Source organism: Haloferula sargassicola (assembly GCF_040362925.1).
Classification (GTDB): Bacteria; Verrucomicrobiota; Verrucomicrobiia; order Verrucomicrobiales; family Akkermansiaceae; genus Haloferula; species Haloferula sargassicola.
On record NZ_BAABRI010000006.1, the window covers coordinates 99,848 to 126,161 of the forward strand.

General features: G+C 66.0%; 27 protein-coding genes. 7 read left to right on the forward strand and 20 right to left on the reverse strand.

What is annotated here, in order from left to right; translation table 11 throughout:
* Nucleotides 1–28 precede the first annotated feature (28 nt).
* Nucleotides 29–787, forward strand: coding sequence for a hypothetical protein (locus tag ABXH26_RS06585; RefSeq protein ID WP_353566344.1), 759 nt, complete (start codon nt 29–31; stop codon nt 785–787).
* A gap of 53 nt (nt 788–840) precedes the next feature.
* Entirely contained in the window at nt 841–1,800 is a 960-nt protein-coding gene (locus ABXH26_RS06590) for a hypothetical protein (protein ID WP_353566250.1), read from the forward strand.
* 9 nt (nt 1,801–1,809) lie between these two features.
* On the opposite strand, the gene alaS is transcribed toward ABXH26_RS06590, so the two are convergent.
* The 4 genes from alaS to ABXH26_RS06610 form a co-directional block, all read right to left on the reverse strand.
* The gene (alaS, locus tag ABXH26_RS06595; protein ID WP_353566251.1) at nt 1,810–4,674 is read right to left on the reverse strand and encodes an alanine--tRNA ligase; all 2,865 of its coding nucleotides are present in this window, start codon (nt 4,672–4,674) and stop codon (nt 1,810–1,812) included.
* Nucleotides 4,675–5,005: 331 nt separating this feature from the next.
* Entirely contained in the window at nt 5,006–5,938 is a 933-nt protein-coding gene (locus ABXH26_RS06600; RefSeq protein WP_353566252.1) for a LysR family transcriptional regulator, read from the reverse strand.
* Nucleotides 5,928–6,839, reverse strand: coding sequence for a LysR family transcriptional regulator (locus tag ABXH26_RS06605; protein WP_353566253.1), 912 nt, complete (start codon nt 6,837–6,839; stop codon nt 5,928–5,930). Before ABXH26_RS06605 ends, ABXH26_RS06600 begins: the two co-directional genes overlap by 11 nt.
* 238 nt (nt 6,840–7,077) lie before the next feature.
* Nucleotides 7,078–7,872 carry a DUF1287 domain-containing protein gene (locus ABXH26_RS06610; protein WP_353566254.1) on the reverse strand — a complete coding sequence of 265 codons (795 nt, stop codon included), beginning with the start codon at nt 7,870–7,872 and terminating at the stop codon, nt 7,078–7,080.
* A 133-nt stretch (nt 7,873–8,005) separates the two neighbouring features.
* Between ABXH26_RS06610 and ABXH26_RS06615 the strand changes: the two genes are divergently transcribed.
* Entirely contained in the window at nt 8,006–8,617 is a 612-nt protein-coding gene (locus tag ABXH26_RS06615; RefSeq protein ID WP_353566255.1) for a DOMON domain-containing protein, read from the forward strand.
* On the forward strand, nt 8,611–9,540 hold the full coding sequence (locus ABXH26_RS06620) for a glycosyltransferase family 9 protein (protein WP_353566256.1): 930 nt from the start codon (nt 8,611–8,613) through the stop codon (nt 9,538–9,540). The genes ABXH26_RS06615 and ABXH26_RS06620 overlap by 7 nt, the downstream gene beginning before the upstream one ends.
* Here the strand turns inward: ABXH26_RS06620 and ABXH26_RS06625 are convergent.
* The 15 genes from ABXH26_RS06625 to ABXH26_RS06695 form a co-directional block, all read right to left on the reverse strand.
* Nucleotides 9,527–9,976: a DUF2017 family protein gene (locus ABXH26_RS06625; RefSeq protein WP_353566257.1), complete on the reverse strand. Its 450-nt coding sequence runs from the start codon at nt 9,974–9,976 to the stop codon at nt 9,527–9,529. The genes ABXH26_RS06620 and ABXH26_RS06625 overlap by 14 nt on opposite strands.
* Entirely contained in the window at nt 9,973–10,251 is a 279-nt protein-coding gene (clpS, locus tag ABXH26_RS06630) for an ATP-dependent Clp protease adapter ClpS (RefSeq protein ID WP_353566258.1), read from the reverse strand. Before clpS ends, ABXH26_RS06625 begins: the two co-directional genes overlap by 4 nt.
* A gap of 2 nt (nt 10,252–10,253) precedes the next feature.
* Nucleotides 10,254–12,158 (reverse strand): (E)-4-hydroxy-3-methylbut-2-enyl-diphosphate synthase, encoded by a 1,905-nt coding sequence (gene ispG / locus ABXH26_RS06635; RefSeq protein WP_353566259.1) that lies wholly within the window; start codon nt 12,156–12,158, stop codon nt 10,254–10,256.
* A 52-nt stretch (nt 12,159–12,210) separates the two neighbouring features.
* The gene (locus tag ABXH26_RS06640; RefSeq protein ID WP_353566260.1) at nt 12,211–13,989 is read right to left on the reverse strand and encodes a ClcB-like voltage-gated chloride channel protein; all 1,779 of its coding nucleotides are present in this window, start codon (nt 13,987–13,989) and stop codon (nt 12,211–12,213) included.
* Nucleotides 13,986–14,426, reverse strand: coding sequence for a PTS sugar transporter subunit IIA (locus ABXH26_RS06645; RefSeq protein WP_353566261.1), 441 nt, complete (start codon nt 14,424–14,426; stop codon nt 13,986–13,988). Before ABXH26_RS06645 ends, ABXH26_RS06640 begins: the two co-directional genes overlap by 4 nt.
* A gap of 152 nt (nt 14,427–14,578) precedes the next feature.
* Nucleotides 14,579–14,992: an ATP synthase F1 subunit epsilon gene (gene atpC / locus ABXH26_RS06650; RefSeq protein WP_353566262.1), complete on the reverse strand. Its 414-nt coding sequence runs from the start codon at nt 14,990–14,992 to the stop codon at nt 14,579–14,581.
* Between the two features lie 93 nt (nt 14,993–15,085).
* Nucleotides 15,086–16,549: a F0F1 ATP synthase subunit beta gene (gene atpD / locus ABXH26_RS06655; RefSeq protein WP_353566263.1), complete on the reverse strand. Its 1,464-nt coding sequence runs from the start codon at nt 16,547–16,549 to the stop codon at nt 15,086–15,088.
* 41 nt (nt 16,550–16,590) lie between these two features.
* Entirely contained in the window at nt 16,591–17,097 is a 507-nt protein-coding gene (locus tag ABXH26_RS06660) for a hypothetical protein (protein WP_353566264.1), read from the reverse strand.
* A gap of 17 nt (nt 17,098–17,114) precedes the next feature.
* Nucleotides 17,115–18,011 carry an ATP synthase F1 subunit gamma gene (gene atpG / locus ABXH26_RS06665; RefSeq protein ID WP_353566265.1) on the reverse strand — a complete coding sequence of 299 codons (897 nt, stop codon included), beginning with the start codon at nt 18,009–18,011 and terminating at the stop codon, nt 17,115–17,117.
* Nucleotides 18,012–18,064: 53 nt separating this feature from the next.
* A complete protein-coding gene (atpA, locus tag ABXH26_RS06670; protein ID WP_353566266.1) occupies nt 18,065–19,606 on the reverse strand; it encodes a F0F1 ATP synthase subunit alpha in 1,542 nt (513 codons plus the stop codon).
* Nucleotides 19,607–19,654: 48 nt separating this feature from the next.
* Complete coding sequence (locus ABXH26_RS06675; protein WP_353566267.1) at nt 19,655–20,047, reverse strand: F0F1 ATP synthase subunit delta; 393 nt, start codon at nt 20,045–20,047, stop codon at nt 19,655–19,657.
* A gap of 29 nt (nt 20,048–20,076) precedes the next feature.
* On the reverse strand, nt 20,077–20,622 hold the full coding sequence (gene atpF, locus ABXH26_RS06680; RefSeq protein ID WP_353566268.1) for a F0F1 ATP synthase subunit B: 546 nt from the start codon (nt 20,620–20,622) through the stop codon (nt 20,077–20,079).
* A gap of 75 nt (nt 20,623–20,697) precedes the next feature.
* Nucleotides 20,698–20,892, reverse strand: coding sequence for an ATPase (locus tag ABXH26_RS06685; RefSeq protein WP_353566269.1), 195 nt, complete (start codon nt 20,890–20,892; stop codon nt 20,698–20,700).
* A gap of 80 nt (nt 20,893–20,972) precedes the next feature.
* Nucleotides 20,973–21,854, reverse strand: a complete 882-nt coding sequence (atpB, locus tag ABXH26_RS06690) for a F0F1 ATP synthase subunit A (RefSeq protein ID WP_353566270.1) — start codon at nt 21,852–21,854, stop codon at nt 20,973–20,975.
* A gap of 127 nt (nt 21,855–21,981) precedes the next feature.
* Nucleotides 21,982–23,319, reverse strand: a complete 1,338-nt coding sequence (locus ABXH26_RS06695; protein WP_353566271.1) for a YiiX/YebB-like N1pC/P60 family cysteine hydrolase — start codon at nt 23,317–23,319, stop codon at nt 21,982–21,984.
* Between the two features lie 156 nt (nt 23,320–23,475).
* On the opposite strand from ABXH26_RS06695, the gene ABXH26_RS06700 reads away from it, so the two are divergent.
* The gene (locus tag ABXH26_RS06700) at nt 23,476–23,751 is read left to right on the forward strand and encodes an HU family DNA-binding protein (RefSeq protein ID WP_184020323.1); all 276 of its coding nucleotides are present in this window, start codon (nt 23,476–23,478) and stop codon (nt 23,749–23,751) included.
* A 146-nt stretch (nt 23,752–23,897) separates the two neighbouring features.
* On the opposite strand, the gene ABXH26_RS06705 is transcribed toward ABXH26_RS06700, so the two are convergent.
* Nucleotides 23,898–24,176 (reverse strand): TM2 domain-containing protein, encoded by a 279-nt coding sequence (locus ABXH26_RS06705; protein ID WP_353566272.1) that lies wholly within the window; start codon nt 24,174–24,176, stop codon nt 23,898–23,900.
* A 44-nt stretch (nt 24,177–24,220) separates the two neighbouring features.
* Between ABXH26_RS06705 and ABXH26_RS06710 the strand changes: the two genes are divergently transcribed.
* Both ABXH26_RS06710 and ABXH26_RS06715 read left to right on the forward strand, forming a co-directional pair.
* On the forward strand, nt 24,221–24,904 hold the full coding sequence (locus ABXH26_RS06710; RefSeq protein WP_353566273.1) for a hypothetical protein: 684 nt from the start codon (nt 24,221–24,223) through the stop codon (nt 24,902–24,904).
* A 21-nt stretch (nt 24,905–24,925) separates the two neighbouring features.
* Nucleotides 24,926–26,311: a permuted SH3 domain-containing protein gene (locus ABXH26_RS06715; RefSeq protein WP_353566274.1), complete on the forward strand. Its 1,386-nt coding sequence runs from the start codon at nt 24,926–24,928 to the stop codon at nt 26,309–26,311.
* Nucleotides 26,312–26,314: the final 3 nt, after the last annotated feature.

A 26,314-nucleotide genomic window follows, 5' to 3' on the forward strand; every position in this document is an offset into this window, starting at 1 on the left:
GCATGGGGATACGGCGGCGGTGTCCGGGATGAGCCAGGAGGTGCGGGATGCGATCGGGCGGCTGCTCGCGCGTCTCGAGCGGGGGCCGGTGACGCTTGCGGGCGATCCGGCACCCGACCGCACGCTCGTGGACCGGGCCCGCCGCCACGGGGCGCTCGAGGTCGCGGAGGGTGTGGTGCCCACGCGTGAGGTGGCCGTTCCCCTGACCGGCATCGCCGAGAGCCGGAGGCGCGACCTCATCGCCACCGGGCACGAGCTCCTCGACCTGACGCTGCCGGCGATCCGACGCACGCGGGCGATGATCCGGCTGATGCTGCTGGAGCACCGGCGGGTGATTCTGGTGGGCCATGGCGACGATGCGGAATGCCGGGCACTGGCCGGGGAAGGCCTGACGATCATCGCGGACGTGGACGAGGCGATGCGGCTGCCGTTTTCCCCGCGCTTCGGCATCGTCTGCCAGTCGCACCTCGGTTCGGAGCGCTTGAAAACCGTGGCCGCGGCGGTGAAACGGAGGCATCCGGACAGCTCGACGGTCGTGCTGGACACCCGCGATCCGGCGCTGGTCGAGCGCGAGAAGCGCGCGGTCTCGCTGGGCCGCGCGGCGGGCGGGCTGGTGGTGTGGAGCGATCCGTCGGACCCTAGCGGGCGGGTTTTGCATGAAGCCGCGAGATTTGCCGGGCTGGAGTCGTGCTGGGTCCACGACGCCGGCGAAGCGGAGGCGATCGCCACCGCGACGCGCCGGGTCATCGCGACGGGACTTTTCCAGCCGGCGGGGGTTTCCGCCTGATACGCCCTGAAAGCGCGGTTGCACCGGGGCGTAGATGTGCCATGCAGATGCCCGTGAAAACCCAGCTCCTCGTCCTCGCCGTCCTCACCTCGCCCCTTCTCCGTGCCGAGCCCCTGACCGAGGCCGACCGGCAGCAGGTGCTGGAGCGGCTGGACAGTTTCAAGGAGGACGCCGGCAAGAAAGCGAGCACCCGCCTCGGCGATGCGGCCGGGGCCTTGAAGAAAGCCATGGGCAGCGACAAGGCGGCGGCCGAGCTTTTCCTCAAGTGCAAGGAGCAGGTCGATTTCCTGGACCTCAAGCGCAGCTCGAACGACTTCCGCGACTGGCGGCGGGGCAACAAGCAGTGGGTCGACGCGGACGAGTTCGGCACCGCGGCCCGTCATCAGGTTCGCTGGCTCATGCTTTGTCTGAAAGCCTCCTCCCAGCCGGCCCAGGCTCGAAAACTGGCTCCGGAGGCGCTCGAGTGTCTGGAAGGCATCTTCCGCGAGCCGGAAAAGCTGGCGCGCTTCACCAGCTTCCTGGCCACGCCGATGCACGACACGGTGTTCGCCAAGGCGTATGGCATCCAAGGCGACCGCCTGAAGGACTGGCCCGCCTCACCGATTACGAAGGACGACCGCGAGATCAAGATCGCCGAGACCTTCGAGGAAGCGATTTTCCCCTACTACCGTGCCGCGAAGGACTACGCCGGCCTGCGCCAGGCGTGGGACCGGCGGATCCATTTCGAGGAGGTCATCGCGGGCTTCTGGACCGGCGATGACCAGGGGCACGACAAGCACCTCGAGGAGATGGCGGAAAAGGGCAACCTGCCCCAGCGCTCGGAGTTCCTGCGCGAGACGAAGCCCGACCTCGAGTGGAGGAAGGAGATGGATCTCTTCACCGCCGGCGACCAAAAGAAGGCGGTCGTGGCGCTCGTCGAGCACCTCGAGGAAAACGTGACCCACAGCAAGGTGCGCGAATGGGAAGCCGAGCTCCGCGCCGTCCTCTCGCCGGACGGCGCGTCGGTGGAATGATCGATGGGCTCAGCCGAGCCGGGCTTTCGCGGCTTCCTCCAGCTCGGTGAGCTTGCCGCGCTCCGGGGCGGCACCGCGCGCCATGTCCGGCTTGCCGCCGCCCTTGCCGCCGGCCAGCGCCGCCAGCTCGCGCAGCAGGTCGCCGGCCTTGAGGCCGCGGCCGAGCGCCGAATCCCCGCAGTAGCTGCCGAGGTGGAGCTTGTCGCCATCGTCGACGATGAGGAACGCGGCCTCGGCGAACTGCTTTTTCTTCAGCCCGTTGAGCAGCTCCTGAAGCAGCGAGGCGTCGGACTCGATCGAGGTCACGATCGGGCCACCTTTTTCGATCAGCAGCGCCAGCGCGGCATCGGCCTGTTTCGCCGCAGCGGAAGCTTGCAGCTTCTTGACCTTTTTCTCGGCCTCGATCCCGGCCTCGCGCAGTTCGTCGAGCTTGCCGCGGACCATGTTGAGCGTGTGGTTGATCTGGGTGACGTCGCCCTTCTCCGTGAGCATCGCCAGCATGATGCGCGGCGGGTCGCCGGCGCCGATCGGTTCCTCGCCCAGCTCGGACAGCCGGGCATTGGCGGCGGCGAGCTTGGCGTGCAGCGCGTCCGACTCCTCGTCGAGCTGCCGGACGGTCTCGCGCAGGTGTTCCCACGCGCTCTCGCCGCAGACCGCCTCGATCCGGCGCACGCCCGAAGCGATCGCGCCCTCGCTCTTGATCTTGAAAAGGCCGATCTCGCCGGTCCTGCGGACGTGGGTGCCGCCGCAGAGTTCCATCGAGTAGCCGTCGAGCCCCTGCGGGCTGCCGCCGATTTGTACGACGCGCACCGTATCTCCGTACTTGTCGCCGAAGAACTGCATCACGTCCTTGCGCTCCTTCACCTCGGCGTGTGGGACCTCGCTCCAGGAAACGGACTCGTCGGCGGCAATGCAGGCGTTGACCTTTTCCTCCATCGCCTCGATCTGCCCGGGCGTGACCGGGGCGCTGTTGAAGTCGAAGCGCAGGCGAGATTCATCGACCGACGATCCCTGCTGCTGCGCCTCGGCCGAGACGACCTCGTGCAGCGCCCAGTGAAGCAGGTGCGTGGCGGTGTGGTGGGCCTCGATTTGACGCCGGCGAGAAGAATCGACCTCTAGCCCAACCTTAAGTCCAACAAGGCTGTGCATGCCTTTAGGGAACTCGTCACCCTCCTCCATGAAGGTGTAATTGTCCTTCATCAACAAGAAGCCTCGCGCCCTGCCAACATTAACGATCCCTTGGGTGGGAGGACTCTCGCCGTAGAATTTCATCCAACCTGAATCTCCCACCTGTCCACCCATCTCGGCGTAGAAAGGGGTCGTGTCGGTGATCACGAGCCAAGAGTCATCTTGTTCGTGGACTTCGAGCACAGTGGCCTCGCAGCTATCTGACTCGAAACCGACGAACTCGGTGACGGCCTCCGTCGAGATATCGAGCGCGCGGACCACCGAGCTCTTCTGCGCGGCACGGGCGCGCTCGCGCTGCTGCTCCATCAGCTCCTCGAAGCGCTGCATGTTCACCTTGATGCCGCGGTCGGCGCAGAGCAGCTCGGTGAGGTCGATCGGGAAGCCGAAGGTGTCGTAAAGTTCGAAGGAGACCTCGCCGGAAAGCGTGTGGTCCTTCACTTCGGGCAGCGCGTCCTCGAAGCGCTTCAGCCCGCGGTCGAGCGTCTCGTTGAAGCTCGCTTCCTCGCGTTCGAGCGTCACCCGTACGGCGGCCTCCCGCTCCTTCAACTCGGGGAACACGCCGCCCATCTGCCCGACGAGCGCCGGCACCAGCTCGGCGAAGAACGGCTTTTCTCCGGAGAACCCGAGCTGGCGGCCGTAGCGGACCGCGCGGCGCAAAATACGGCGCAGGACGTAGTTGCGGCCGTTGTTTCCCGGCAGGATGCCATCGGCGATGGAAAACGACAGCGTCCGCAGGTGGTCGGCGATCACGCGGAAGGCGATCGCCGTCTTCATTTCCTCGGAAAACGCGGAGCGGTCGGCGCCGGGCGAGGGATAGATATCGACATACTTGCAGCCGCTCAGCTCCTCGAGCTTGCGGAAGATCGGCGTGAAGACGTCGGTCGCGTAGTTGCTCGGCTTGTTGGAAAAGTCGGTGAAGCCCTTGGTGTTCTGGATCAGCGAGCAGGCGCGCTCGAAGCCCATGCCGGTGTCGATGTGCTTGGCGGGCAGGTCGCGGAACGAGCCGTCGGCCTCGGCGTTGTACTGGATGAAGACGAGGTTCCAGATCTCGATGCAGAGGTCGGAGTCGCCGTTGACCAGCTCGCCGTGGGTGTCGCCCTCCGGCGTGAGATCGACGTGGAGTTCGGAGCACGGACCGCACGGGCCGGTCTCGCCCATCATCCAGAAGTTGTCCTTCACGTTGCCATCGACGATGTGGACGCGCGGGTCGAGGCCCTTGCCGCGGAACAAGGCGGCCCACAGGTCCCAGGCTTCCTGGTCGAATTCACCGGGATCGCCCTTCGCCTTGTCCGGTGCGTAAACGGTCGCGTAGAGGCGGTTGGCGGGCACGCCCCAGCGCTCGACGACCAGTTCCCAGGCCCACTTGATCGCCTCTTTCTTGAAGTAGTCGCCGAACGACCAGTTCCCCAGCATCTCGAACATCGTGTGGTGGTAGGTGTCGTAGCCGACATCCTCGAGGTCGTTGTGCTTTCCGCCCGCCCGGATGCACTTCTGCGTGTCGGCCGCACGCGGCGGCGAGTAGGGTGCCTTGTCGGTGCCGAGGAAATAGGGCACGAACTGGTTCATCCCCGCGTTGGTGAAAAGCAGGCCGGGCGACTGCGGAAGCAGCGAGGCGGAGGGCACGATGGTGTGCTGTTTTTCACGGAAGAAATCGAGGAAGGACTGGCGGATCTCGGCGGCGGTCATGGGCGCGGGAAGTCGTTGGCGGCGAAAGGGGCGGGACGATGGGAAAATCACCGCCCGGAGTAAAGCCCGGGGACCTCCGGCCCGTACATGGTAGGGGCGGATCCGTCCCGGGATCCGCCCCCCTCCCCGTTGGTGGGGAAGTCCACACACAATAAAAACCAATTCACACTTCGCTGCCTCGCCTCGGCTTCCGGGTCATCCTCCCGCGGTCGCGAGAAGTGCTGACATGATCCGGAACGAGTACGCAGTCGGGCTGTTCCATGGCGGCGCCATCCTGTCGAAGGACCGGCTTCCCGAACAGACGTTAAGTAGTCCGATTGTTTATGGGAGCTTAACCAACTGGCGGAGTGTCCCCTCCTTGGGAAGGCTTGTCTTTTCCCCGGTTCACGAACTCGCCCACCACCTTGAGGATCTGGGGGCGGTCCTCGCTTTCCCGGACATAGAGGTTCAAGGCGTAGGCGCGGGGCAGGACGAACTCCATCGCCATCCGGGTGACCACGGACTCGAGGTCGAGGCGCAGTCGCTGGATCGCATTGCCGGGGAAAAACAGGACGCCGACGCCGTTGATGCAGGCCTCGCGGGCATCGATTTCCGATTCCACTTCGACGGTCACGAGGTTTTCACTGCTGGGTGAGCGGTCGCAGATGAGGTTCATGAGGCGCCGGAAGCCCGGGACGAGCCGCTCGGACGGGATGACCAGCGTTTCCTTGAAGATTTCGGCGATTCCCGCCTTGGGATCGATCCACTCGCATTCCGGATTCCACGCGAAGGTCACACCCGCCTCCGTCCTGAGCTCGAACCGGCACAGACCCGGCAGGGAGGTCTTCTCAGTGCAGGTGGCGTGGAGGGCCAGATCGACCTCTCCGGCCGCCAGCGAATTTTCCCACTGGGTATGAGGCTCCACCCGCGCCACCTCGAAGTTCGGGATGCCGGCAAGGCGCCGCGCCATCCGGTCGCCACGCATCGAGCGGTCGATCAGGATCCTGGTGAAACCGCGGTCGTTGCGGAGTTCGCGGGTGACCGAGATGCCCAGCTCCACGACCTGCTGGAGGATCGCGCGGGCGTCCGGCAGGAGGTGCTGCGCCTCGTCGGTAAGGGTCATCCCATCCCCACAGCGGATGAAAAGGCGCACTCCGTAGGCGGCTTCGACCCGCGCGATGCGCTGCGACACGGCGGCCTGGCTCAGGCCTTGGAGCTTCGCGACCTGGGCACCGGATCCGTGTTCTGCGAGGAGGACGAAAGTGGAGAGACCTTCAAGGTCCATGAGGGATGGGCTGGGGGAGTTTGCCGAGGGTTGAAACCAGTTTCCCGGTCACTTCCTCGAGAAAGGGATAGGGATGATTGACGAGGTGCGTGACCGTGACTTCCGAGGCCAGCGACTCGGGGCATGGGTGGATGGAGCCTTTGAATTCCGAGCAGTCGGCCTCGTCATCGGCCATGATGCAATAACCGGTCGCCTCCCCGCGCGTGCGCCATGCGGCGAAGGCCGCGGGATTGAGCCGTCCGCCTCCGCTGCCACCGGCGGCGCGGCAGGCGGCGGTCAGCTTGCTTTCCGTGGAGGAGGAAATGGCCGGGGAAATCTTCCAGCCCGAGCTGCTCAGCTCCGCCCACCCCGGATCGGAGACCCGCTTTTCCGCCGATAGCACGACCAGCGGGCATTTCCGGACCGTGCGGGTGATGATGCGGCGCCCCTTGCCCTGGGAGGTGGCGATGAACAGGTCCGCCGCTCCACTCTCCAGCGCGCTGGCCCCGACATGGGCGGGAAGGCTCACGGGTGCCGGCCGGAAGCGGTCATCGGACCGCAGCTGAACCAGGATCCGGGCAAAAAGCCGGCTGCGGAACAGGCTTTCCTCCACCCCCACGCGCAGCAGCCGGCCGCGCCGATGAATCCGGTCGAGCTTCTGGTGGAAAGCGCGGCAGGCCTCCAATAGAGGGCCGCATCCGGTCACCACCACTTCCCCAATGGCGGTGGCCACGAACTCACCGGCCTCATTGGTCCGGCAGAGCGGAGCGCCCGACCAGCTTTCGAGATGCCCGATCATCCGGCGGAGATTGGCCTGGCTGGTTTTCAACCGGTTGGCGGCAAGCCCCATCCTCCGCTCGCTCATCAGGGCCAGGAAGGCCCGCAGATGATAGTAGTCGGGGATGTAGCGGCCGCTGATCATGAGCAGAAAGGATGGGTGGTTCTCCAATCGCGAGTTCGGAGCTCAACTTTCAAATGGTTTGCTTTTCTTGATGAACGACTGAAAGCGAACCTGATATGATCCTAGGCCCGACAAGATCAGGTGCAAAATACCCCTGCTAACATGCCCCGAGATAGGGTGCATCGGGCAATGACGCGAGGGTCATCCATCGAAAGGCCGATCCGTGCGGACCAGGCCCGGGCTTCGGACGGGTCCGGATTTAGCGGACCTCGGTCTTGTCGGGCTGGAAACGGTAGTGGCCCGTCACCTTGAAGTTGAACAGGCAGTTCTCCCATTGGGGACCCTGACCCATGTTGTGGACCACCCACCGCTCTCCATTCGCGGCTCCGGGCCCGGGGACCACGATGCCGATATGGCTGTCGCCCCCCGCCAGGCGCCAGGCCACGATGTCGCCCGGCTGATAGTCGGCGGAGTTGTGGCTGGGAACCGGCTCACCCAGGGGGTTCATGACCGTCCGTTCGGCGTCGGCGCGGCGGAAGAACCGCTGCAGGTTGGCCGTCATGCGGTGGTCGATGTTCGTGTCCGCCGAGCGGCGGCCGAAAATCTGCGGGTAGTCGGAGAAATGGTCCTCCATGTCCTCGTGGACGAGCTGCTGGAGGTCGATTCCGAGGGCGCGGTAGGAGCGGACGATCACGTCCTCCGCCTTGCCCTTGTCCGGCGGGATGTCGCCATTCGGATAGGAAATCTGAAAGTAGCCATCCTCGTATTGGACGCTTTCCTGGGTCCGCGCCAAGGCGGCGGCTCCGAGCCGGGAGCCGAAGTCGCCGGCGGATTCCAGCTCGGCGATGGCCAGCGAGGTGTTTTCCGTGGAAGCCACCGTTTCCTGCGCCTTGACGATCGGAAGCATCAGCGGTTTGCCGATGAAGTAGATGCCGCTCGCCGCGATGAGAAGAATCACCCAGCCGACCAGGAAATTCGGCCGTTTCGGGGCTTTCTTCGGGCGGGGACCGATGTATTCGATCGTCCCCAGATAGGCGGACTTGCGGCGAGCCATTGGTTTCAACCGCGGAGTAGCCCGAGGAGCCCTGAAATTCAATGATGGAATCGTTCCTAACAAAAAATTTTGAACTTTTGCGGGCCGCCCCCCGGTTCTGGACAGCCGCCCGCCACTGATGGACGCTGGGCCCGTGCAGATCCTCGAGACCCGACAAAGCCTCCGCTGGGGCGAACTGGACGTGCCCGTGTTCGGGATCGACCGCGATTGGCATGGCAGGGCGGTGGAGCCCGCCGCCGGATGGTGTGTCGTCGTGGACCCGGCGAGTCTGTGGATGATCGCCACCCGTCATGCCGCCGGCGTGGGGCACCCGGAAGCCGCGCCGCTCGCTTACCATGAGGGGCTTTGGGAGCATGAGGCGGCCGAGCTGTTTGTCGCCAGCCCGGACCGGTCGCGCTACCTGGAAATCAACCTTGCGCCCCAGGGGGCCTGGTGGGGCTGCCTCTTCGACGCTCCCCGCGTGCGCGCCGCCGAGTCGTGGCCGGCCGGCGCCGGCGTGGAGGCTTTCGCCGCCCGGCCCGATGAATCGTCGTGGCTGGCTGCCATCCGGCTTCCCTTGGATTTCCTGCGGGAAACGCTGTCTTTCGGAGCCACCAGCCCCATGAACCTCACCTTCGTGCTCGATCCGCCGCGCCATCGCTACCTGACGGTGGCGGATCTGGGCGGCGGCGAGCCGGATTTCCATCAGCCCGGCCGTTTCCCGCTGCCGGCGTGGATTGATGTCGATGCCTCGAAACCATGCTGAGCCAACCCTACGATCACCCGCTGTGGATCGCCGCACCGCTCTGCGTCAGGGAGGCCTGTTTTTCCCTGCCCGCCGTCCGGGCCATCGCCGACAAGCGCATGGTCACCTTGGTTTGCCATGAAACGCAGGCCTACTTCTGGCGCGCGGCCGACCTCGGCGAGGTCCGTCCCATCGGTCGCAAGGCCGACAAGAAGGCCGCCATGGCCGCCCTCACCGGCGCGTCCGAGATTCTCCTGTGGGAGGCCGGCCTGCTGGCCGACGCCACCCTGAAGGCCGGCATCACCAAGACCATCGGTCCCGCTTCGCCCGAGCTGGCCAAGCACCTCACGCACCCGATTCCGCAGGCCCCGAAGCCCGGGCCGATGGAGCACGCCGTGCGACGCTACCTCCGCATTGCCGCGGAACTCGGGGCCGACCCGCTGGACCGGCGGTTTTTCGAGCCCATCCCGCGCCCGGAGGGGGAGTTGGAAACGGTCGTCCTGTCGCCCGCCAGCCCGTTCGGATCGCACTTCGAATGGCCGCTCGAGCGCTGGTCGGAGCTGGTCGCGGAGCTGGCCGACCTGAAGCCATGGTTCCAGATTCTCGCCCCCGACAGCCGGGTGTCCGCGTGGGCGGAAACGCAGGGCCTCCCCGTGGTTCCGGAGGAGCAGATCCCGGCGACCCTGGCCGGGTGCCATGTGATGGTGGCGGCGGACTCGCCCTGGCCCCATGTGGCGGCGGCCTTCGGCGCGACCTGCGCGGTCCTCTACGGGCCGGGTGAGCCGGTGCTCCACCGCCCGCTCGGACAGCAGCACCTCGTGATCCGCCGCAAGGCGGAATGCTCGCCCTGCTTCGCCGCCAAGTGCCCGATGGACCTCCGCTGCCAGAACGACCTGCAGGTCGATCGCGTGGTCGAGGCGCTGCGGGGTCTCATTTCAGCATGAGGCAGTCGAGGATCAGGCCCTGGACGACCTGGTAGAAATGCGAGCGGATGCGGGCGCTCCGGACTTCGGCGCCCGCATCGGCGTCTTGGTCCCGGGTGAAATGATAGCGGGCCTCCAAGGCGAGCCGCGCCTGGTTGAGGGCACCGAACCATGCCTCCGCCTCGTCTCCGGCGATGAACAGTGAGTCGCCCTCGCCGAGCGTCCTCACGGCGTTGGCGACGCGGTCAAGTTGGTCGCTGAAACGATCGCGCAGCTCGGGAAGGACGAACTCGTCCCAATCCTCGCGCGCTTCCTCCGGCATCAGCCCGCCCACGTCCTCGGCCAGCGCCTCGGGCTGCTGGCGGGCATCGGCGATCACCGACATCAGCACCAGCGCGTCCGCCTCGCTTTCGACGTCGATCCGCAAGCGGCCATCAAGGGTCGGTGCGGCCTTCATTCCGCCGCCTTTTCCATGGTGGTCCTGAGCTGGAAGCCCTGAAGCTGGTGGGTGTACAGCTCCGCCCGCTCGCGTTGGCCGGTCCACACGATCGAGCGACCGCTTTGGTGGACCTCCAACATCAGGATTTCCGCGCGGGCCTTCGGGTAGGAAAACACCTTCATGAACACCCAGGTCACGTAGTCCATCAGGTTCACCGGATCGTCGTGCACCACCACGTTCCACGGAAGGTCGAGCGACACCTCCGGCTTCGTCACTGTCTCGGTTGCCGCCATCGTCAGACTTCCACCGGTTCGCCCGCCGGGGCGTCGATCCATTTTCCGTGCTCGCGGATCAGGTCGATCAGTCGCTCGACCGCCTCGTCTTCGGGAATGTTGAACTTCACCGCCTGCTTGCCGACGTAGAGGTTGATCTTCCCCGGCGCGCCGCCGACGTAGCCGAAGTCGGCATCGGCCATCTCGCCGGGACCGTTGACGATGCAGCCCATCACCGCGATGCGCACGCCCTTGAGGTGGCCGGTGGCCGCGCGGATCTTCTGGGTCGTCGTCTGGAGGTTGAAGAGCGTCCGGCCGCAGCTCGGGCAGGCCACGTAGTCGGTCTTGAAAATGCGGGCCCCGGAGGCCTGGAGGATGTTGTACGAGAGACGTAGTGACTGGCCCGGCGCGGGTTCGCCCTGGATCAGCACCGCGTCGCCGATGCCATCGCAGATCAACGAGCCGAGGTGGCGCGCGGCGACCAGCAGGGTTTCGACGAAGTCGGCGCTCTCCGCGGCGGGCTTCAGCGTGTCCTTGAGCAGGATCGGGTGCCGCGCATCCAGCCGGAAGGCGAGCATGCGGAAGGCGTGGATGGGTTCGAGGTCGAGCCCGTCGGCCACCGTGACCAGCTTCGATTCCGCGGCGGTGTTGATGTCGTGGATGGCCGCCTCGTCGCGTGGGTCCACGGCGACCACGCCGGACTTCTCCAGCACGATCTCCGGCTTGAAGTCGCCCATCTTCTCGATCTTGTGGGCGACGGCGTTCCACTTTTCCTGCGAGGTGAAAACGCGGATCTCCCGATCCCCGCCCAGCTCGTGGCCCATGATTTCCATCACCTCCGAACTACGGCGTTCGTAGGAGAAGGGGTCGTAGGAAGGGGCGAGGTCGGGAGTGGCTGACCCGGCCCGGGGCAGGCCGTGGTTGCGGCGGCCCGCCGCGAACCCGTCGTAGGCCGTGGCGTCCTCTTCGATGGACCGGCCGCGGGCCGCGGCCTCCACGGCCTGCCCCGGGCCGGGGCAGCTACCCTTGAGATTGAACGGCCGGGCGAGGGCCTCGGCGACGGGGATCTCGTGGACGGCGTCCTCCGTGAGGGAGACGCGGATGGTGTCGCCGATGCCGTCGGCCAGCAGCGAGCCGATGCCGATGGCGCTCTTGATGCGGCCGTCCTCGCCATCGCCGGCCTCGGTGACGCCGAGGTGGATCGGGTAGTTCCAGTCCGTGCCTTCCTGGTCGAGCCGGGCGACCAGCAGGCGGTAGGCTTCGATCATGACCTTCGGGTTCGAGGCTTTCATCGAGAACACGAAATTGTGGTAATCCATCTCGCGGGCGATGCGCGCGAACTCCAGCGCGCTCTCGACCATGCCCAGCGGCGTGTCGCCGTAGCGGTTCATGATGCGGTCGGAGAGCGAGCCGTGGTTGGTGCCGATGCGCATCGCGCGGCCGAGGTCCTTGCAGAGCGCGACCAGCGGCGAAAATTGCTCGCGGATCCGCTCCAGCTCCTCCTCATATTGGTCGTCGCTGTATTCGCGGACCTCGAACTTCTTCTTGTCGGCGTAGTTGCCGGGGTTGACGCGGACCTTTTCGACCCACTTCGCGGCCTCCAGGGCGGCATCGGGTTTGAAATGGATGTCCGCCACCAGCGGCACCTCGCAGCCGGCGGCGCGGACTTCGCGGGCGATGTTTTCGAGGTTGGCGGCGTAGACCTTCGTTTGCGCGGTCACGCGGACGATCTCGCAGCCGGCCTCGGCGAGCTGCAGGATCTCCGCCACGCAGGCCGGCGTGTCGCGCGTGTCGGAGGTGATCATCGACTGGATGCGGATCGGATGATCGCCGCCGATGCCGACTTTTCCGACCCACACCTCGCGGGTGCGGCGGCGCGCATAACTCAGCAGGTCGGGGCAATAGCTCAACGGCGCGGACAAACTCATCGGTGAGGCTATGTAGACGAGATTTCCGGGCCCGGCAACGGCGGGGTGGGCGTCAGTTTCCCCGCTTCTCCACCTGCCGCGGCGTGCCGGCGAGGAACAGCAGCACGTCCGCGCGGGTCACCGATCCGAGGTAGCGGCCATCCGGCGCGGTGACCGGCAGACGCTCCCGTTCCGCCCGGCTGAAGAGGTCGAGCGCCTCGTTCATGCCCTGCCCGGGGTGGAGCTGCGGCGGGTCCTCGTGCATCACGTCGCGCGCGATCAGCAGGCTCTCCAGCTCGGGCTGGTCGAGGTAGGCCTTGATGTCGTTCAGCGAAATCACGCCGAGAAAGCGCTCGTTTTCCACCACGTAGATCGAGCCGTGGCGGTTCTGGAGAAACGCCCGCCCGACCTCGCCGAAGGTGGCCGTCGGGGAAAGGACGGCCGCGTCACCGCTCATCAGGCCATCGACCCGCATGGCGGCGAGGTGCTGCGCCACCGCGGCCGCGCCCTTGCGCTCGAGCGCCGCGCTGTAGAGCGGCCGACCCCCGATCGCGCGGGCCAGCAGGTAGGCCAGCACGCTGGAAATCATGGCCGGCAGGATGACCTGGTCGCTGAGGGTCAGCTCGAACAGCATGATGATCGCCATCACCGGCGCGCCGGTGGCCGCGGCCAGGAAGGCCCCCATGCCGACCAGCGCGAACGAGCGCGGGTCGAAGTCCGCCTGCGGGAAACAGGCCGCCATGCCGACTCCGAACAGATAACCGGTCGCCGCGCCGGTGAACAAGGTGGGCGTGAACACCCCACCCACCGCGCCGGAGCCGAAGGTGGCGGTGGTGGCCAGCAGCTTGCAGGCGAGGATCGCCGCCAGCACCGCCCACGGGACCGGCCCGTGCAGCACGGAAAACACGAGCGTGCGGCCGTTTCCGACCACCTCCGGATGGACGATCGCCAGCCCGCCGACGATCAGCCCGCCGAGCCCGAGGCGCAGGGGCAGCGGGAGTTTCAGCAGGGAAAACACCCACTCGCCCGACTTCAGGAGCCGGATGTAGGCCGGCGCGATCAGCCCGCTGAAAAGCCCGAGCGAGAGGTAGCAGAGAAGCTCCGCGTTCGACCGCAGCTCGAAGAATGGCGCCGAGTAGAGCGCCTCGCCGCCGTAGATGTTGCGCGTCGCCAGCGTGGCGACGATCGATGACACGACCAGCGGGGCCAGCGACTCGACGGCCATCGAGCCGAGCACGATCTCGGCCACGAAGAACGCGCCGGCGACCGGGGCGTTGTAGGCGCTGGCCACCCCGGCCGCGGCGCCGGCGGCGACCAGCAGGCGCTTGCGGGCCATCGGCATGTGGAAGAGCCGTCCGATCAGCGAGGAAACGACCGACGCCAGCTGGACCAGCGGGCCTTCGCGGCCGATCGAGGCTCCCGAGGCGCTCGAAAACAGGGCGGACAGGGATTTCACGAAACTCGCCCTCGCCGACAGGTTGCCCTCGCCGACCACCACCGCTTCCATGTAGTCGGCCGATGATTTCGCGGTCTTCAGCCGGCGGTGAAGCATCAGCGTGGCCCCGGCGAAGACGCCCCCGAGGGCCGGAGCCAGCAGCCGTCGCCAAGAAGGCATGGCGCGGTAGCTCTCGATGTAGCCGCCCTCGTGGCCGGTGAAAATGTGGTGCAGGTATTCGGTGACCTCCTTGAAACCCGCGCAGGTCCAGGCGCCGGCGAGCCCGATCAGCCCCGCCCACAACACGGTCACGTGGAATTCGCTGAGACGAAGCCTTTCGGAGAGCCAGATGCGCAGCTTCACCAGGCGGCGCGCCGGGGTGCCGAGGGCGGCGTCGCTTTTCCGCGGCGGGCTCATGGCATGCTCAGTTCGCAGCGGAAGGCCTCCACGTCGCCGGCCTCCAGCAAGGCCTCGCGGCGGCGGACATCGCGCAGCCGGCGGGCCAGCGCCGAGGTCATCGCGAGGTAGTCGGCGACGCAGTGCCGCGGCACGCCGATCACGAAGATGAGCTTCACCGGAGTATCCCCGAAACGCACCGGATCGCGCAGTCGGCCGGCGGCCATGACGATCTCGCGGACGGAATCGCAGCGCGCATGCGGCAGGGCCACGCCGGCGCCGAGCAGGGGCGGCTGCAGCCGCTGGCGCTCGAGCACCGCCTCCACGAAGCGCTCGGGCTCGAGCACGTGGGGGTGATCTGCCAGCAGTCCGGCCACCGACCGGATCGCCTCCTCCTCCGACCCCGCTTCCAGATCGAGAAGCACGGGGAGGGTCGGAGACAAGGCACCGATCAGCATGCGCCGAAACTAAGGAGGACCTAGGGATGCGGCACCAAAAAAAACTCCGCGGAGGTCCGCAGGTTCGTCAGCAAACGGGCCACCGACAGGAAAAGCCACACGCCGCCCGGCGAACCGGGCGGCGTGTGAAAAAAACCAGAACGCGCTCCGGATCAGTTCCGGTGGCGGCGCTTGAGGTGGAGCTGCGCCAGCGACTTGGCGATGATGCCCTGGAGGTGGGCCACCTCTTCGGCATCGTCGTTGTGGCCCATGTTGGCCAGCTGTTCCTCGGCGCGCTTCATCGCTTCCTCGGCCTTGGCCTCGTCGATCTGCTCCTCGCCGAGAGCCATGTCGGTGAGGACGTTGATCTTTTCCTGGGTTACCTCGGCGAAGCCGGAACCGACCGCCATGGTGACGATCTTGCCTTCGGATTCGTAGCGAAGCTCACCGGGCTTCAGCGCGGAAACGAGCGCCGCGTGCCCCTCGAGAATGCCCATTTCCCCATCGGTGCCGGGAAGCAGCACGTTGGAGACGGCACCGGAGAAGACTTTTTTCTCCGGGGTGACGATTTCGAGGTGAAGAGACATGCTGGATGTTTTCAGTTTCTAGTTTTCGTTTTCAGGTCCAGTCGTCCGGGTTTTTCCGTGAAAACCGAACACTGAAAACTAGCAAACTTTGGATCAGTCGCGGGCGACGGTTTCGATGCCGGCCTTCATGTAGAAGTTGCCTTCCGGCACCTCGTCCCACTTGCCGTCGAGGATTTCGGCGAAGCCTTTCACGGTGTCCTCCATCGAGACCAGCGCGCCGGGCACGTTGGTGAAGACTTCGGCCACGTGGAAGGGCTGGGTCAGGAAACGCTGGATCTTCCGCGCGCGGAACACGGTCAGCTTGTCCTCGTCGGAAAGCTCGTCCATGCCGAGAATCGCGATGATGTCCTGCAGGTCCTTGTAGCGCTGGAGCGTCTGCTGGACGCCGCGGGCGACGCGGTAGTGCTCGTCGCCCACGACTTCGGGGGCGAGTGCCTTGGAGGTCGAGGCCAGCGGGTCCACGGCCGGGAACAACGCCTGCTCCGCGAGGGAACGCTCGAGCACCACGGTGGCATCAAGGTGGGCGAAGGTGTTGGCCGGGGCGGGGTCGGTCAGGTCGTCCGCCGGCACATAAACCGCCTGCAGCGAGGTGATGGAACCCTTGTTGGTGGAGGTGATCCGCTCCTGGAGACCGGCCATTTCCTCGGACAGGGTGGGCTGGTAACCCACCGCCGAGGGGGTCCGGCCGAGCAGCGCGGACACTTCCGAGCCAGCTTGGGAGAAACGGAAGATGTTGTCGACGAACAGCAGCACGTCCTGGTTGTCCTCATCGCGGAAATGCTCGGCCATGGTCAGCGCGGAGAGCGCGACGCGGAGACGGGCGCCCGGAGGCTCGTTCATCTGACCGTAGCAAAGGGCGACCTTGGAGCCGTCGGCGAGCACCGGGTTGCCGCGCTCATCGAGCTTCGGGTGGCCCTTCTCGTCCTTTTCGGTGGCGATGACGCCGGACTCGATCATTTCCCAGTAAAGGTCGTTACCCTCACGGGTCCGCTCACCGACGCCGGCAAACACGGAGTAACCGCCGTGCGCCTTCGCGATGTTGTTGATGAGCTCCATGATGACGACGGTCTTGCCGACGCCGGCACCGCCGAACATGCCGCCCTTGCCGCCCTTGAGCAGCGGGCAGATGAGGTCGATGACCTTGATGCCGGTGGGCAGGATTTCCGCGGCGGCGGACTGCTCGGTCAGCGTCGGGGCCGGGCGGTGGATCGGGGAGCGGTGGTCGGGGTTCGGCAGCGCCACGTTCTCATCGACGATGTCGCCGGTGACGTTGAAAATGCGGCCGAGGACCTGGGCGCCGACCGGCACGGCGATTGGCTTGCCGGTATCCACCACGGCCATGCCGCGCTTGAGGCCGTCCGAGGTGGACATGGAAACGGTGCGCACCCAGCCGTCGCCGAGGTGCTGCTGCACTTCGAGCACCAGCGTCGTGGGCTGGCCGAAGAGCTCGTAGGAGACTTCGAGGGCGTTGTAGATCTCGGGCAGCTTGGTGGCCTTTGAGAAGTCGACGTCAACGACGGCGCCGATGACCTGGACGATGGTTCCTTGGTTGCTCATCGCAAGAGTTTGCTAGTGTTCAGTGATTCAGTTTTCAGGTCTTAAAGGCGGGCGAGGCGGGCACGTTGCTCGCCATCGAGTTGGTCGATGGAAACGAACTGGAGGCTGCCGGAATCGTGGGTCACGGAGGCCATCGGCTGGCCGCCGAAGTTCACGTCATCGGGCAAGGTGTACATGGCGCCGGTGAGCGGATCGACAATCACCAGCCCGATCAGGCCGCCGATGAGGATGTTTCCGGCATACCAGCCGGACACGCGGGCGGTCAGGACTTGCGAGCCGACGACCTTGCCATTCTTGGAAAAGGTGAAGATGTAGGCGGCGGGGACGAAGTAGTTGGATGAGGTCTTCAGGCGAACCTCACCGGGTGTGGTGCCGTTGCCGACGACCACGCCTTCCTTGTCGGTCACCTTGAAGGTGAGGCCGGAGGGATTGCTGGCGACGCGCACCGGCTGGGTCGTGCGATTGAACACGGTGGCGCAATTGGAGCACAGCAGGGCGACTCCCACGCTTGCAGCGGTGGTGAACGAGCGGATGCGGAACGGATTCATGAAGAAAAAAGGACGGATCACTCCATCGCCTTCATGGCGGTGGTGATTTCCAGCAGCTCGGCGGTGATGGCCGCCTGGCGGAGCTTGTTGTATTCGAGGGTCAGCTCCTTGATGAACTTCTTGGCGTTGTCGGTGGCGGCCTTCATGGCGACCATCCGGGCCGAGTGTTCGGAGGCGCGGCTTTCCACCAGCATCTGGTAGACCTGGAAGTTCACGTAAAGCGGCAGCAGGGTCTCGAGGACGCCGTCGGCGCTGGGCTCGAAGAGGTAGTCCTTGGACAGGGCTTCGTCGCGGTCGGTTTCCTCCACGTGGCCCTTGCCGACGCCTTCGTAGGCCAGCTTTTCACCGAGGCCCGCGGGGGAGATGGGGAGCAGCTGGACGACGGTGGGCTCCTGAACGAGCGTGCTGACGAAGTTGTTGAAGGCCACGCTGACCTTGTCGTATTTGCCCTCGACAAAGAGCTTGGTGAGCAGCTTGGCGATCGGCCGCGCTTCGGCGAAGGGCACGGGGTCCTTGACCTCGAAGTCGGCGATCATGGTGCGGCCGGCCTTGGACAGCTGCTGGCGCAGCTTGCGGCCGACCGTGACGACGTCCGCGTCCGGCGAGACCTCGGCGCGGATTTTCTTGCCGAGGTTGGTGTTGAGCGCGCCGCAGAGGCCCTTATCGGTGGAGATGACGAGCACCAGCTCGCGGACGCCTTCGCGCTTTTCAAGCAGCTGGTGGGCTTCCTCGCCGGTGTTTTCCTTGAGGTTGACGAGGACCTGGTTGAGGAGGTCGGCGTAGTCACGCCCGGCCACCGCCTGGTCCTGCGCCTTTTTCATCTTGGCCGCAGCGACGAGCTGCATCGCCCGGGTGATCTGGGCGGTGTTCTTGACCGACTTGATGCGTCGGCGGATGTCGCGGAGGTTGGCCATGGGTCGAAGTAGCTAGGAGCAGGGAGCGAGGGGCAGGGAAAAGGCGGAGGCGGTTACTTCCAGGAGCCCTTGAAGTCGTCGAGGGCCTGCTTGACGAGGTCCACGGCGGCGGTGTCCTTCTTGAGGTCCGGCTTTTCGTTGCGGATCTTGTCGAGGATGTCGGTCTTGCGGGTTTCGAAGAACTCGCCCATCGCGGCCTGGCAGTCCCTGACGCGGTCGATGGCGACATCGTCGAAGTAGCCGTTCTGCATGGCGAACAGGAACACCGACTCCATTTCCATGGACAGCGGCGAGTACTGGTTCTGCTTGAAGAGCTCCACGATGCGGCCACCGCGATCGAGCTTCTTCTTGGTGCCGGCATCGAGGTCGGAGCCGAACTGGGCGAAGGCCTGCAGTTCGCGGAACTGGGCGAGGTCGAGCTTGGTGGTGCCGGCGACCGACTTGATGGTCTTGGTCTGGGCGGCGGAACCCACGCGGGAGACCGACAGACCGACCGAGATGGCCGGGCGGATGCCTTGGTAGAAGAGGTCGGTTTCGAGGTAGATCTGACCGTCGGTGATCGAAATCACGTTGGTCGGAATGTAGGCCGAAACGTCACCGGCCTGCGTTTCAATGATCGGCAGGGCGGTCAGCGAGCCACCGCCGGCGGCATCGGAGAGGCGGGCCGAGCGCTCGAGCAGGCGGCTGTGGAGGTAGAACACGTCGCCGGGGTAGGCCTCGCGGCCGGAGGGGCGCTTGAGGATCAGGGACACCTGGCGGTAGGCCACGGCGTGCTTGGAAAGGTCGTCGAACACGATCAGGACGTCCTCTCCCTGGTCCATGAGGTATTCGGAAAGCGCGCAGCCGGCGTAGGGAGCCAGGAACTGCATCGCGGCGGCGTCCGAGGCGGACGCGGAGACGATGGTGGTGTATTCCATCGCGCCGGCATCCTCGAGGGTCTTCTGGATGCGGGCCACGTTCGAGAGCTTCTGGCCGATGGCGACGTAGATGCAGTAGAGCGGCTTGTGGTTCTGCAGCTTGCCCTGCTCGGCCGCCTTGTTCTGCTTGGCTTGGGAAATGATGGTGTCGACGGCGATCGTGGTCTTGCCGGTGGCGCGGTCGCCGATGATCAGCTCACGCTGGCCGCGGCCGACGGGGATCATGGCGTCGATGGCCATGATGCCGGTCTGGACCGGGACGGAAACGGACTTCCGCTTGATGATGCCCGGGGCGATCTTTTCCATCGGGTACTGGGCGGCGGCATCCACCGCGCCCTTGCCGTCGATCGGCTCGCCGATGGCGTTCACCACGCGGCCAAGAACGCCGCGGCCGACGGGAATCGAGAGCAGCTGGCCGGTGGCCTGGCACTCGACGCCTTCGGTCACCGCGGCGTATTCACCGAGGAGCACGACGCCGACTTCCCCTTCTTCGAGGTTCATCGCGATGCCGGTGACGCCGCCGGGGAACGAGATCATCTCGTTCAGCGAGACGTCGGAAAGTCCTTCGACCTTGGCCACGCCGTCACCCACTTCACGGACCACGCCGACGTTGGTCTTGTCGACGGAGCTGGTGACGTTGGCGATCTCCTTTTCGAGTTCCTGGAGGATGCTGCTCATGACGTGAGTTTGCTAGTTTTCAGTATTCAGTGTTCGGCCGAAAGGCGTTCAGAAAGCTTGGGCGAGGCGGTCGAGACGACCTTTGACGGTGCCGTCCCAGACATCGCTGCCGACGCGGACGCGCAGGCCGCCGAGCAGGGCGGGATCGACCTTGTATTCGAAAGTCAGGGCGTCGCCGTATTTGGTGCGGAGGCCGGCGGCAACCCGCTCCTGGGTGACGGGATCGAGTGGCACGGCGCTCTGCACGACCACGCGTCGGCGCTCCAGCTCGAGGCGCACGAGGCGCTTGAGGGCCAGCAGGACGCCGCGGTAGTCGCGCGGCTTCTCCGCGGCGATCTTTTTCACCGCCATCGAGAGCCTGGCTTCATCGAGCCCGTTTTCATTCTGGCAGAGCCGGAAAATGCGGCGGGCGGTGGTGGTGGCGACCTTGGAGACCTTCATGGCGAGGCGACGGAAAGAGGAGCGGGAAATCAGGCTTCGACCTTGGTCAGGGCCTCTTCGTTGATGCGGCGTTGGTCGTCGTCGGAAAGCACCTTGCCGGTCACCTGGGCGGTGGTGGCGGTGACCAGACGGCCGAATTCCTTGCGCAGCTCGGCGGCGATCTGGGCGCGCTCGGCAGCGGCGGCGGCTTCGGCCTTGGTGAGGATGGCCTGGGCCTGCGAGACGGCCTCCTGGGCCTTGGCCTCGGAGAGGGCGGCGGCGCTGTCGCGGGCTTCCTGGATCAGGCGGCCGGCATCCTCGTTGGCCTTGGCGATGGCGGCGGCGGTGGTTTGCTCGGATTCGGCGAGCTGCTGCTCGATGCGCTTGAGCTTGTCCTCGCCCTCGGCGATGCGGGCGCGGCGCTGTTCGAGCATTTGCTGGATCGGGCCGAAGGCGAACTTCTTGAGCACCCAGATCACCAGGAAGAAATTGATGACCTGCGCAATGAAGAACGGCAGGTTGAGTCCGAAGGATTGGGAGATCGATTCGAACACTCCGGCGTCCTGGACGGCTTCGGCTGCGAGGAGGGTCATCATGATGGGAAAAGCGAAAAGTGGCGGTAGCGGAATGGCCGCGCGCGCCATGGTGACGCGCGCGGCCGGGGTCGTGATTTACAGACCGGCGGCGAAGGTCGTGATGATGAAGAGACCTTCAACGAGGGCGGCCAGAATGATCGAAATAACGAGGATCGGGGTGGCGGCACCGGGGTTGCGACCGGTGGCTTCAGCGGCCTTGGAGCCGAGGATGCCGATGCCGAGACCGCAACCGAGAGCAGCGATGCCGACGGCGAATGCTTTGGTGATCATAGGAGTCAGTGAGGTTGGTGTTGTTGTCGTTTTTTCCTGCCGCCTCCACGGTCCTGCCATGGTCCGACGGCTGAAAGGGGTCAGTGGTGCTCCTCGTCGCCGTGGTCGCAGATGAGCTTGAGGAAAATGGCGCACAAGAGCGTGAAGACGAGCGCCTGCACGAAGCCGACGAGCAGCTCCATGAAGTAGAACGGCAGCGCGGGCGCGAAGGCCAGCGGCTTGGGCAGCAGCGTCATCAGCTTCTCCAGCGTCTGCTCGCCACCGTAGATATTCCCGAAGAGACGGAAGCTGAGGGCGACGGGGCGGATGGCAATGGAGATCATTTCCAGCACGCCGACGAAAAGGAACACCGGAATCATCAGGGCAAGCATGATGCCGCTGAACTGGCCCTTCGGCGCGAAGATGTGGGAAAAGAAGCCCTTCACGCCGTTTTCGGTGATCGCCCAGTAGAACCAGAGGAGGGCGAAGGTGAAGGCCATGGCGGCGGTCATGTTGAGGTCGGCGTTACCGCCCCGCAGGAAGCCGATGAACTTGGTGTGGCCATGGGCGTCGGTGAGGACGCGGCCGACGGTGCCGACCCCGGGGATGAGGCCGAGGTAGTTGGTCACCAGGATGAAGAAGAAGATCGAGCCGAAGAACCAGAAGGTGCGCTTGACCAGGTGCTCGCCGAGCAGATTCTCGAGGAAGCCGTAGAGGCTTTCCACCAGCCATTCCGCCAGGTTCTGGAGACCGGTCGGGACCAGCGTCATCTGCTTGGTGGCGGCGCGGCAGAAAAGCACGATCAACGCGACGGAGAGCCACACCACGATCATCGAGTTCGAGAAGGGAACCGCGTTGTGAAACGCCGGCTCCGCATTCAGGGGAAGCGCGTGGTGCTCTTCGCCCCCGGCCGCCGCGAAGACGGGCACCAGGCTGATCAGCCAGGCGGAAAGGGCGGTGAAAAAAGGATGACGGGAAAGCATGAGCTGGACTTCGCTTGCGGAGACGCGCGGGGCGTGTATCAGACCGCTTCGCGCAGGAGCAAGACCGTTTTGTGAAAAATTTCACAAGCAGGTAATCCTTTGGTTTTCCGCAATTTATCCGGGGATCTCAAAGTCCGCAGCGCGACTGATGAAGAGCCAATTCGGCGGCCCTTCCGGAAAGCCAGCCACCGCTGCCGATGCCGCAGGCGGCGACCACCCGGAACCCTTGCTGGAGAGCTTGTTGGATCAGTTCCTCGGCCGGCAGGCAGAGCCGGCCGGCGGTCTCGACCAGATCGAAGCGGACCTTTCCCACCCCGTGGAATCCGCGGTAGACCACCTCGGTGCACGCCAGCCGTTCGCTGTGGCGGAAGTCGAAGACGAAGTCGTAGGGTTTCCCCGCATGCGGCCGTGCCCGGTCGAGCGCGGCCGCGATCTCGGCTTCCTCCAGCGGCGGGCGGAGGATGATGAAAGCATCAACCTGCAAGGTGTCCGCGAGCGGCCGGAAAAGGACGCCGTCTTTGCGTGCCTCCAGGAAGTCCCCCTCGCCGTTCCGGGCGGCTTCGCCGAAATAGAGGGCGGCGTGGGGCCAGAAGCCGGGCAGGAAGAGGTTGGAAAGGGCGTCGTCGTGGCGGGTCACGAACACGTCCCCCGGGCGGGCGGTCTGGCGGGCCCGCTCGCGCAGGGCTTCGGTGACGCGCTTTCCTGCGGACGGCCGCCTTCCGGGTTGGCGCAGATCGGCGATGGCCTGGCCGGACCAGCGGAAAAGCGTGAACTCTCCGGCTTTCCACGCCGAATGGTGCCGGCGCCGGAAGGAGAACCAACGGTAGCGCCAGCGGGCCGCCAGGGCGGCGCGCCCGAGAGGATCCGGCCGGCGGGCGCACTCGGCATCCAGAAAATCCAGCAGCGGACCGTCGGCGCCGGCTTCCGGCAGCGCGGAAAACTCGGCCCGCCGGGCGCGGAAATGCTCGCGCGCCAGCCGCAGCAGGCCGAGTCGGCTGAGGCGGGTGGTGGCCCGGTATTGCCGCGCGAAGGTCTTCCGGTCCACCCCGCGGCGCTCGTCGGCGAGGTCCAGCGCCTTGCGGATGGGCCGGCAGGCATGGGCCAGCTCGATCCAGCCGCGGGTCGCCCGCACCAGCAGCAGGCCCGCCGCGAGGGCCGCCAGGAAGGCCTCCGGGGCCCGGCGCCAGCTCCGCCCGGAGTGCCCGGCTTCGGCCTCCGTGGCCTCGAGGATCTGGAGCAGCGCCGCCCTTCGCACCAGGAAGTTGGCGTAGCGTTGGCGCAAGGATTCATCCTCGTCGGGCGTCAGGTAGCCGCGTTGTTGGATGCCCTCCAGCCGTTGTGGATCAAGCGCTTGCGCGCCGTCCTGATCCAGCGCCGATGCCACCGCGAGCAGTGCCCGGGTGGATCGCGCCGCCAGCGTGCGGCTCCGGGCCGGGCCTGCGGACATGGTGTCGGCATCGGGCATGAATTACGGTTAGTTTAGTAGTTAGGCGGCCGGCCGGCGGGCTTCGGAAGCGGTGCCGGCCAGCCGCTAGCCTTAGAGGCGCGGGGATTTCAAGGTGAAAGAAGCCTTTATTTGATCTTGCCAAAGTTCCGGCCCAGACCCATTTAGGTCCTCGCCATGAACAAAGCTGAACTTGTTGAAGCCGTCCAAAAAGCCCTGGGTAAAGACGCCACCAAGCGCGCCGCCGAGGACGCCGTTTCCGCCGTCCTTGACTCGATCGCCAAAGGCGTGAAGAAGGACAAGAAGGTCCAAATCATCGGCTTCGGCACCTTCGAGGTGAAGAAGCGCGCCGCGCGCATGGGTCGCAACCCCAAGACCGGCGAAGCGATGAAGATCGCCGCTTCGAAGTCCGTTGGCTTCAAGGCATCGTCCACCCTGAAGAACAGCCTCTGAACCCAGGCCGGCACCGACGGGCCGCCACGGCGGGCCGCGCGGGCCACGGCACCACCGACAAAAATCCAATTAGGAAAACCCCGGCCCGCAAGGCCGGGGTTTTTGATTTCCATCGGGGCCGCGGCGGCAGGATCGACGGACCAAGGTTAGAACCAGGGCTTGCGACCCCTAACGTAGGTCGCCTCGAACTCCTCGTCGGACTTGGTCAGGTAGATGATCCCTTCGATGATGCCGATGATGGTGCCCACGCCGCACAAAAGGCAGAGCAGGAGCTGGATGACGCCCTCCTTGGTGTAGCCGAGGTAGAACTTGTGAACGCCCCAGCCACCCCAGACGATGCCCGAAATGCCGAGGAGTCCGGCGACGAGCTTTTTCTCACTTTTCGGGGTCGGAGCGGGCGGCGGGGTTTCTGCTTCAATAGACATGGTGGCTGACATCTACTAAGCCTGCCCGCCTTCTGCAAGATTCCATGAAGCCCCGAGTCCTCCTCGAACAGACCACGCTCCCCGGCGGCCGGACCCTCGCGCTCCACGAGCACGACGGCCGCCACCAACTCACGCTCGATGGCGAGCCGCTGGCCGGGCCGCAAACCCGCGCCGGCGAGGCCGCCCTCGGCGAGCTGGCGCTTTCACCCTTCCGGCCGGTGCGGCAACCCATGATCTGGATGGCCGGCCTCGGCCTTGGCGCCACCGTGGCCGCCGTGTGCGCGGCGCTGCCGCAAAAGAAGGGCGTCTACCTGGTCGCGGAGCCGGTGAAGGAGCTGCCGCAGTGGGTCTCCCGGCACATCGATCCCGATCCCCTCGGCGACCCGCGCGTGGTCCTCGAAGACTCCGTTTCCGCCAGCGCGCTGGCCCGGCATGAGGGCGAGATCCACGCCGTGCTGGTCCATGCGGACACGGCCCCGGCCTCGGAAAACGGCGGGCTGCTGGTCCGCGATCCGCGCTGGCTGGCCGCCGCCCACGATGCACTGCGGGACGGCGGGCTGCTCGCCATCACCGCCCTCAAGCCGCTGCCGAAGCTCGACTCGATGCTGGCGCGCGCCGGTTTCGAGGTGGCCCGCCATGAGATCGACAGCTCGCCCCACGCGCGTCGACCCCGCCGCCTTCCGCTCTGGATCGCCTGCAAAGGCAAATTCATTTCCCAGCACCGCTGATCCCGTATCCTACTCACCGTCATGATCCCCCGACTCCTCCTCCTCACCGCCACCTGCGCCGCTGCGGGCGAAGCTCCCGTCGTCCGCGAGCCGTTCCGGATCGAAAAGGAATTCACCGCCACCGCGCTGCCGGCCGAGCCGGCGGTGTTCTCGCTCGATCCCGCCTCGTGGCAGTCGTTCGTGGTGGAAACGATCGCCGACCACGGCCGCGCGGTCAAAAAGGGCGAGGTGGTGGTGGCCTTCGAGCGCGAGGACTACGACCGCAAGGTGGAGGACCTGAAGCGGGCCGTCGAAAAGGAGCGCCTGGCCGTGACCCAGGCGGAAGCCGGCGTGGCCAAGCTGGAGAAGGACACCGGGCTGCAGCTCACGGCCTTCCAGCGGGCCAAGGCGGAGGCCGACGAGGATCTCGATTATTTCAAAAAGACCGGCCGCCCCGCTGCGGAAAAGCAGGCCGCGCACAGTGTGGAGATGGCCCGTTTCCGGCTCGCCGGCGAGCAGGAGGAGCTGAAACAGCTCAATGCGATGTATGCCGAGGACGATCTCACCGAGGAAACCGAGGAGATCATCCTCAAGCGCCAGAAGTTCGCGGTCGAAGACGCCGAGTTCGACCTCCACGAGGCCGAGCGGAGGGTCGACCGGACGTTGAAAGTCGAGCTGCCGCGGCAGCAGGAGGCCTACGAAAAGGCCGCCGCCGAAGCCGCCCTGACCCTGCAGCAGGCGGAGGCCACGCTGCCCGCCGCGCTCGAGAGCGCGAAGATCGACCTCGCCGCCGCCAAGGTGTCGCTGGAGCGGCAGGCGACCGAGCTCGACCGGCTGGAAAAGGACGGCAGCCTGCTCACGTGGAAGGCGCCGGCCGATGGCATCGTGCTCTACGGCGGCATCGAGGACGGCGAATGGCAGCTCGGCGAGCTGGCCAAGGCCCTCCGCCCCGGCGGCTCGGTGCCGCTGAAGCGCGGGCTCCTCAGCCTCGCACCCGCGGCGGAGCCGGTCCACGTCACCGCGGGACTCGATCCGGCCATCGCCGCGCAGCTTGCGGAAAAGGCCCACGTTTCCTTGCATCCCGCCGGGCGCGATGACCTCGAGGCCGAAGGCACGATCGTCGCCCTGGCACCACTGCCGGGGATCGATGGCAAGCGCCAGGTGAAGCTCGATGTCGAATGGCCGGAGGACTTCACCCCGGTCCCGGCGACTCCGGTGGCCTGCCGGGCCGTCGTTTACCAGAACGAGGAAGCGCTCACGCTGCCCAAGAACGCCCTGCATTCCGCGGACGGCGGCTGGGCGGTGACCGTGAAGCTCGCCGACGGCAACACCGAAACCCGCCCGGTCCAGCGCGGCCGGGTGGACGACAAGAAGGCGGAGATCCTGTCCGGAGTCGAGGCCGGGCAGGTGGTCGTCATCCCTGACTGATCC

What these genes read in the sequence shown, in the direction of transcription:
- ABXH26_RS06710 (WP_353566273.1), top strand. Translation starts at nt 24,221, where the DNA reads ATGAAGCCCCGAGTCCTCCTCGAACAGACCACGCTCCCCGGCGGCCGG.
- ABXH26_RS06640 (WP_353566260.1), bottom strand. Translation starts at nt 13,989, where the DNA reads ATGAGCCCGCCGCGGAAAAGCGACGCCGCCCTCGGCACCCCGGCGCGC.
- ispG (WP_353566259.1), bottom strand. Translation starts at nt 12,158, where the DNA reads ATGAGTTTGTCCGCGCCGTTGAGCTATTGCCCCGACCTGCTGAGTTAT.
- atpF (WP_353566268.1), bottom strand. Translation starts at nt 20,622, where the DNA reads ATGATGACCCTCCTCGCAGCCGAAGCCGTCCAGGACGCCGGAGTGTTC.
- clpS (WP_353566258.1), bottom strand. Translation starts at nt 10,251, where the DNA reads ATGGCGGCAACCGAGACAGTGACGAAGCCGGAGGTGTCGCTCGACCTT.
- ABXH26_RS06585 (WP_353566344.1), top strand. Translation starts at nt 29, where the DNA reads ATGAGCCAGGAGGTGCGGGATGCGATCGGGCGGCTGCTCGCGCGTCTC.
- ABXH26_RS06645 (WP_353566261.1), bottom strand. Translation starts at nt 14,426, where the DNA reads ATGCTGATCGGTGCCTTGTCTCCGACCCTCCCCGTGCTTCTCGATCTG.
- ABXH26_RS06700 (WP_184020323.1), top strand. Translation starts at nt 23,476, where the DNA reads ATGAACAAAGCTGAACTTGTTGAAGCCGTCCAAAAAGCCCTGGGTAAA.
- alaS (WP_353566251.1), bottom strand. Translation starts at nt 4,674, where the DNA reads ATGACCGCCGCCGAGATCCGCCAGTCCTTCCTCGATTTCTTCCGTGAA.
- ABXH26_RS06610 (WP_353566254.1), bottom strand. Translation starts at nt 7,872, where the DNA reads ATGGCTCGCCGCAAGTCCGCCTATCTGGGGACGATCGAATACATCGGT.
- ABXH26_RS06675 (WP_353566267.1), bottom strand. Translation starts at nt 20,047, where the DNA reads ATGAAGGTCTCCAAGGTCGCCACCACCACCGCCCGCCGCATTTTCCGG.
- ABXH26_RS06660 (WP_353566264.1), bottom strand. Translation starts at nt 17,097, where the DNA reads ATGAATCCGTTCCGCATCCGCTCGTTCACCACCGCTGCAAGCGTGGGA.
- atpG (WP_353566265.1), bottom strand. Translation starts at nt 18,011, where the DNA reads ATGGCCAACCTCCGCGACATCCGCCGACGCATCAAGTCGGTCAAGAAC.
- atpB (WP_353566270.1), bottom strand. Translation starts at nt 21,854, where the DNA reads ATGCTTTCCCGTCATCCTTTTTTCACCGCCCTTTCCGCCTGGCTGATC.
- ABXH26_RS06620 (WP_353566256.1), top strand. Translation starts at nt 8,611, where the DNA reads ATGCTGAGCCAACCCTACGATCACCCGCTGTGGATCGCCGCACCGCTC.
- ABXH26_RS06685 (WP_353566269.1), bottom strand. Translation starts at nt 20,892, where the DNA reads ATGATCACCAAAGCATTCGCCGTCGGCATCGCTGCTCTCGGTTGCGGT.
- ABXH26_RS06715 (WP_353566274.1), top strand. Translation starts at nt 24,926, where the DNA reads ATGATCCCCCGACTCCTCCTCCTCACCGCCACCTGCGCCGCTGCGGGC.
- ABXH26_RS06705 (WP_353566272.1), bottom strand. Translation starts at nt 24,176, where the DNA reads ATGTCTATTGAAGCAGAAACCCCGCCGCCCGCTCCGACCCCGAAAAGT.
- ABXH26_RS06695 (WP_353566271.1), bottom strand. Translation starts at nt 23,319, where the DNA reads ATGCCCGATGCCGACACCATGTCCGCAGGCCCGGCCCGGAGCCGCACG.
- ABXH26_RS06605 (WP_353566253.1), bottom strand. Translation starts at nt 6,839, where the DNA reads ATGATCAGCGGCCGCTACATCCCCGACTACTATCATCTGCGGGCCTTC.
- atpC (WP_353566262.1), bottom strand. Translation starts at nt 14,992, where the DNA reads ATGTCTCTTCACCTCGAAATCGTCACCCCGGAGAAAAAAGTCTTCTCC.
- ABXH26_RS06625 (WP_353566257.1), bottom strand. Translation starts at nt 9,976, where the DNA reads ATGAAGGCCGCACCGACCCTTGATGGCCGCTTGCGGATCGACGTCGAA.
- atpA (WP_353566266.1), bottom strand. Translation starts at nt 19,606, where the DNA reads ATGAGCAGCATCCTCCAGGAACTCGAAAAGGAGATCGCCAACGTCACC.
- atpD (WP_353566263.1), bottom strand. Translation starts at nt 16,549, where the DNA reads ATGAGCAACCAAGGAACCATCGTCCAGGTCATCGGCGCCGTCGTTGAC.
- ABXH26_RS06600 (WP_353566252.1), bottom strand. Translation starts at nt 5,938, where the DNA reads ATGGACCTTGAAGGTCTCTCCACTTTCGTCCTCCTCGCAGAACACGGA.